Below are 5,354 nucleotides of genomic sequence, written 5' to 3'. Positions count from 1 at the left end.
ACCGCGATCATGGCGGGAGGGGCGGTCGTGCTCAGCGCATGCGCGCCGGGGCAGAACGCCGCGGCGGTGCACGCCAAGGGCGGCCCCCTCGAGGACAAGCTCTCCATCTACAGCTGGGGCGACTACGACGCCCCGGAGGTGCTCGAGCAGTTCACCGCGGAGAACGGCCCGCGCATCGTGCTCGACGCCTTCAACTCGAACGAGGAGCTGATCGCCAAGCTCGTCGCGGCGCGCGGCACCTCGGGATACGACATCGTCGTACCGACCGGAGTCTTCGTCGGGCCGATGGCCGAGAACGGACTCCTGCAGAAGTTCAACCTCGACCTGCTCCCGAACATGAAGCACGTGGCGCCCGAGTTCCGTGGGCGCTCGTGGGACCCCGGCAACGAGTACTCGGTGTGCAAGGCCTGGGGGACCACGGGCTTCGTCTACGACAAGAGGGTGATCTCGCGAGAGCTCACGACCTGGAACGACTTCATCGACGCCGCGCAGAACGAGGCCTCCGGTTCGACCTCGGTGCTCGACGACCCGGCGCCGCTGCTGGGCATCTACTTCTGGGCCAACGGCATCGACTGGACGACCACGGATCCCGACGACCTCGACGCCGTCGAGAAGTTCCTGGTGAAGGATCTCGCGCCGCACGTCTCGGCGTTCGACTCGTATCCCGGCGGTTCATCGATTCCCCAGGCCTCGCACGCGCTGCTGCAGTCCTACAATGGCGACGCGCGGCTCGGCATCTTCGAGTCCGACGACCCCGACCGCTGGCAGTGGGTGCTGGGGAGCCCGGCGACCGAGCTGTGGATGGACAACTGGGCGATCGCCGCCGGTGCCCCGCACCCCGAGGCCGCGCACGCGTTCATCGACTTCGTGCTGCAGCCCGATGTGCAGCTCGCGCAGGTGGACTACATCGGCTACGACACCGGGATCAGCGGCATCCGCGAAGAGGCGGAGGCCGCGGGTCTCGAACGGCTCGACATGGTGTTCTTCGACGAGAACCAGGTGGAGACCATGCACGAGGGCAAGCTCACCGATGCGCAGGACCGCGTCGTCTCGATCTGGAACTCGATGAAGGCGGCCGCCGGTGCCTAAGCTCAAGTTCGGTCTCGCCATCCCCGCGTGGGCCTGGCTGCTCATCTTCTTCGTCGCCCCGATCTTCATGGTCGTGGTGTTCAGCTTCGGCTACAAGCCGAGCATCTTCGCCACGCACGCGCTCGACCACCTCTCCTTCGACCGCTACCTCGAGGCGCTTTCTCCGACGTTCTTCAGCACCTTCCTGAACACGCTGTGGATCGGCATCCTCGGCACCGTGCTGTGCCTGGTGATCGGCGGCCCCGTCGCGTACTGGATCGCGGTGAAGGCCCCGCCGTCGAAGCGCGGGCTGCTGCTCGCGCTGGTGATGGTGCCGTTCTGGACGAACTTCCTCGTGCGCACCATCGGCTGGCAGGTGATCCTCGCGCCCGAGGGGTGGCTCTCGCAGCTACTGCAGGGCATCGGGGTCATCCCCGGCCCGCTCGATCTGCTGTACTCGCGCGGGGCCGTGCTGCTCGGCGTCGTCTACAACTATCTGCCGCTGATGATCCTGCCCCTGTTCGTGGCCTTCGACCGGGTCTCCGGCCCGCTGCGAGAGGCGAGCAAGGATCTCGGGGCGAACAGCATCACGACCTTCCTCCGGGTGACCGTGCCGTTGGCCAGGCCCGGCATCATCGCCGGTGTGCTCCTCGTCTACATCCCGCTGATGGGCGACTACATCACCGCCACCGTGCTCGGAGGAGCGAAGGGCAACATGATCGGGCAGGTGGTGGCGAGTCAGTTCCAGACCGCCCAGAACTGGGCGCTGGGCTCGGCGATGGCCGTGCTGCTGATCATCGTCATCATGATCTCGATCGCGCTCGCCGCAGGTCTGCTCTGGCTCGTGACGCTGCCGCTCCGACAACGCCACCGCCTCGTCCTGGGGGAGGGATCATGACCGATACCAAGACCACCGCGCCGGCGCCGCGCGCGCGCCGCGGAGCCGGACGCTTCGTGCTCCCGATCTGGGCGGCACTGGTGTTCCTGTTCCTGTTCCTGCCGATCCTCGTGATCATCGCCTACTCGTTCAACGTCGGGCGCCTGCTGGTGTCATGGGACCACTTCGGGTTCGACTCCTTCCTCGCGATCGTGAACAAACCGGCGATCCGCGACGCCGTGCTCGTGTCGGTGCGCACCGGTCTGCTGGCCGCCCTGCTCGCGACAGCACTGGGCACCCTCGCCGGCATCGCGATGGCCCGCAACCCCGGCAAGTGGGTGTGGTGGTTCCTCGGCCTCCTGCTGCTCGTGTCGGTCACCCCCGAGATCGTGGATGCCGTCGCGCTGCTGCCGTGGCTCGTCTTCCTCGGACAGGACGCGGGCATCGGCATCTTCAACGACGGCACCATGCGGCTCGTCGTCGGACAGTCGCTGTTCTCGATCGCCATCGTGTCGTACATCGTGCGGGCCCGCCTGGTGGGACTCGACGCACGCCTGGAAGAGGCCTCGGCCGACCTCTACGCTCCGCCCGTGCGCACCTTCTTCAAGGTCACGCTCCCGCTCGCGATGCCCGCGGTGCTCGCCGGGTTCCTGCTGTCGTTCACGCTGAGCCTCGACAACACGGTCGTGTCGGCATTCGTGCAGGTCTCGGGAACCACGCCGTGGCCGGTGTACGTGCTCAGCGCGCTGCGCAGCGGCCTGCGTCCCGAGATCGCCGCGGTGTCGACGATCATGCTGGTGCTCACGCTGTTCGCTCTCGCGCTGGTGGCGGTGGTGCTCAAGAGAGCGGGCGACTCGGCGACCGAGATCGCCCGCACGATGGCCGGGGGATGACAGTGACGTATGCAGATCTGGTGTTCACCGGCGGCGTGCGGAGAGGACGGGTGTTTCTCGCGGATGCCGCGCGTTCCACCGCGCACGCCGTGGCGGTCGGTGAAGTTCGTCATCGTGGTCGCTCCTGTCAGTGGTTGCTCGGGAAGCCGAGGTCGATCTGCGACGGGGTGTGGTCGGGCCAGCGGGTCGTGACGACCTTGGAGCGCGTGTAGAAGTGCACCGACTCGGGGCCGTAGATGTGGGAGTCGCCGAACAGCGAGTCCTTCCATCCGCCGAACGAGTAGGCGCCGATCGGCACCGGGATCGGTACGTTGACCCCGACCATGCCGACCTCGATGTCGAACTCGTACTGACGGGCGGTGCCGCCGTCTCGCGTGAAGATCGCGGTGCCGTTGCCGTAGGCGTTCGCGTTCACGAGGGCCACCGCCTCGGCGTAGGTCTCGACGCGCACGACCGACAGCACCGGGCCGAAGATCTCGTCGTCGTAGACCTTCATGCCGGGGGCGACCTGGTCGATCAGGCTGACGCCGAGGAAGAAGCCCTCGGAGTCGAACTGCTTCTGCGTGCCGTCGACGACGACCGTCGCGCCCTCGGCCTCGGCGCCGGTGACGTAGGAGGCGACCTTGTCGCGGTGCTCGCGGGTGATGAGCGGTCCCATCTCGCTTTCGGCATCCGTGCCGGCGCCGATCTTCAGCCCGTCGATGCGGGAGGCGATGGCGGAGACCAGGTCATCGGCGATGTCGCCCACCGCGACCAGCACCGAGACGGCCATGCAGCGCTCGCCGGCGGAGCCGTAGGCGGCGGAGACCGCGGCGTCTGCGGCCGCATCGATGTCGGCGTCGGGCATGACGACCATGTGGTTCTTGGCGCCGCCGAGGGCCTGCACGCGCTTGCCGGCGGACGAGGCGCGCTGGTAGATCGAGCGGGCGATCGGGGTGGAGCCGACGAAGCTGACGGCGTCGACCCTGGGGGAGTCGAGGATCGCGTCCACGGCCTCCTTGTCGCCGTGGACGACGTTGAGCACGCCGTCGGGGAGGCCGGCCTCGGTGAAGAGCTTCGCGAGCCACACCGCTGCGGACGGGTCCTTCTCGCTCGGCTTGAGCACGACCGTGTTACCGCAGGCGATGGCCGAGGCCACCATCCACAGCGGCACCATCACGGGGAAGTTGAACGGGGTGATCGCGGCGACGACGCCGACCGGCTGCTTGACCGAGTGCACGTCGACACCGCGCGAGACCTGCTCGCTGCGCTCGCCCTTGAGAAGGTGCACGAGTCCGGCCGCGAACTCGACGTTCTCGATGCCGCGCGACACCTCGCCGGCGGCATCCGAGAGCACCTTGCCGTGCTCGGAGGTGACGATCGCGGCCAGCTCGGGCGTGCGCTCCTTCAACAGCTGGCGAAGGCGGAAGAACACATCGGCGCGTTTGATCAGGCTCGTCTCGCGCCAGGCCGGCAGGGCGGCCGCAGCCGCGGCGATCGCGGTCTCCACCTCGGCCGCTGATGCGAAGGCGACTTGCTTGGACACCTGACCGGTTGCGGGGTCGAAGATCTGACCGGTGTGGGCCGCTTCGGCGGTCTCCGTGCCGTTGATGACGTGACGGACGATGTCCACGATGTTCCTCCGAGGGCTGAAGAATGCGGGGTTCGAACACTCTGACCGGTGTTCGATAGGCTTGTGCTCCTCAATGATCACAGAGCGAGGGAGCTGATCGTGATGTCAGAACGTCAGGACTTCCGCTTCATCCGTGGTGCGCTCTTCCGCTCAGTGGTGCGACCACGCCTGACGCCGCCCACCGAACTCGAGGATCCGCGTCCGCCGCGGTTCTCGCAGGGTGTCGGACTCGTCGTCGTGGGAATCGGCCTCGTCCTGCACCTCCTCGGCGTCGCGTGGGCTCTCCCGATCGCGACGGCGGCCGCGTTCCTGGCCGCTTTCCTCAACGCCGCGTTCGCGTTCTGCCTGGGCTGTCAGCTCTACCTCCTGCTGCAGCGCGCCGGCCTCATCGGACGTGAAGCGCCCGCCTCCTGACGACTGTTCCCCGGCAGAGGGACGATCGCTAGGCTGACCACGAGTCGATGCTGCGCCCGCAGTGCGAGAACCGGAGGAATCATGCCCGTCACCAGCGAAGCCGCCAGCACCTGGACCGGATCGCTCATGGAGGGATCCGGCACGGTCGCGTTCTCGTCGTCGAGCCTCGGCACCTTCCCGATCAACTGGAAGGCCCGCAGCGAAGGCAGCGACACCACGACGACGCCGGAGGAGCTCATCGCCGCCGCGCACGCGTCGTGCTTCAGCATGGCGCTCTCGCACGCCCTCGCCGAGAACGGAACCCCGCCGGAGCGCGTCAACACGACGGCATCGGTCACCTTCAAGCCCGGCGTCGGCATCACCGGCAGCCACCTCAATGTCAACGCGACGGTCCCGAACCTCACGCCCGAGGCGTTCCAGGAGATCGCGAACGGCGCCAAGACCGGATGCCCGGTGTCTCAGGCGCTCGCCGGGATCGACATCACCCTCG

The 5,354-nt window shown here is 67.7% G+C and carries 5 protein-coding genes and 1 pseudogene; 5 read left to right on the top strand and 1 reads right to left on the bottom strand.

The window, feature by feature from the left end; all coding sequences use genetic code 11:
* The 3 genes from KZA10_RS07415 to KZA10_RS07405 form a co-directional block, all read left to right on the top strand.
* Nucleotides 1–1,089 (top strand): spermidine/putrescine ABC transporter substrate-binding protein (locus KZA10_RS07415; RefSeq protein WP_218682538.1); only part of this gene is annotated, 1,089 nt, incomplete at its 5' end.
* Nucleotides 1,082–1,966: an ABC transporter permease gene (locus tag KZA10_RS07410; protein WP_055865053.1), complete on the top strand. Its 885-nt coding sequence runs from the start codon at nt 1,082–1,084 to the stop codon at nt 1,964–1,966. The genes KZA10_RS07415 and KZA10_RS07410, both read left to right, overlap by 8 nt.
* On the top strand, nt 1,963–2,838 hold the full coding sequence (locus KZA10_RS07405; protein ID WP_200942434.1) for an ABC transporter permease: 876 nt from the start codon (nt 1,963–1,965) through the stop codon (nt 2,836–2,838). The genes KZA10_RS07410 and KZA10_RS07405 overlap by 4 nt, the downstream gene beginning before the upstream one ends.
* A 127-nt stretch (nt 2,839–2,965) precedes the next feature.
* On the opposite strand, the gene KZA10_RS07400 is transcribed toward KZA10_RS07405, so the two are convergent.
* The gene (locus tag KZA10_RS07400) at nt 2,966–4,450 is read right to left on the bottom strand and encodes a CoA-acylating methylmalonate-semialdehyde dehydrogenase (RefSeq protein WP_141385891.1); all 1,485 of its coding nucleotides are present in this window, start codon (nt 4,448–4,450) and stop codon (nt 2,966–2,968) included.
* A 135-nt stretch (nt 4,451–4,585) separates the two neighbouring features.
* Between KZA10_RS07400 and KZA10_RS07395 the strand changes: the two are divergent.
* A pseudogene (locus KZA10_RS07395) lies at nt 4,586–4,864 on the top strand (DUF4395 family protein); the annotation flags it as partial.
* 81 nt (nt 4,865–4,945) lie between these two features.
* Nucleotides 4,946–5,354 (top strand): OsmC family peroxiredoxin (locus KZA10_RS07390; protein ID WP_218682537.1); only part of this gene is annotated, 409 nt, incomplete at its 3' end.

Source organism: Microbacterium sp. BF1, from assembly GCF_019279095.1.
In the GTDB taxonomy this organism is placed as follows: domain Bacteria; phylum Actinomycetota; class Actinomycetes; order Actinomycetales; family Microbacteriaceae; genus Microbacterium; species Microbacterium maritypicum.
This window is presented reverse-complemented; position numbering and strand designations above follow the sequence as displayed.

What these genes read in the sequence shown, in the direction of transcription:
- KZA10_RS07405 (WP_200942434.1), top strand. Translation starts at nt 1,963, where the DNA reads ATGACCGATACCAAGACCACCGCGCCGGCGCCGCGCGCGCGCCGCGGA.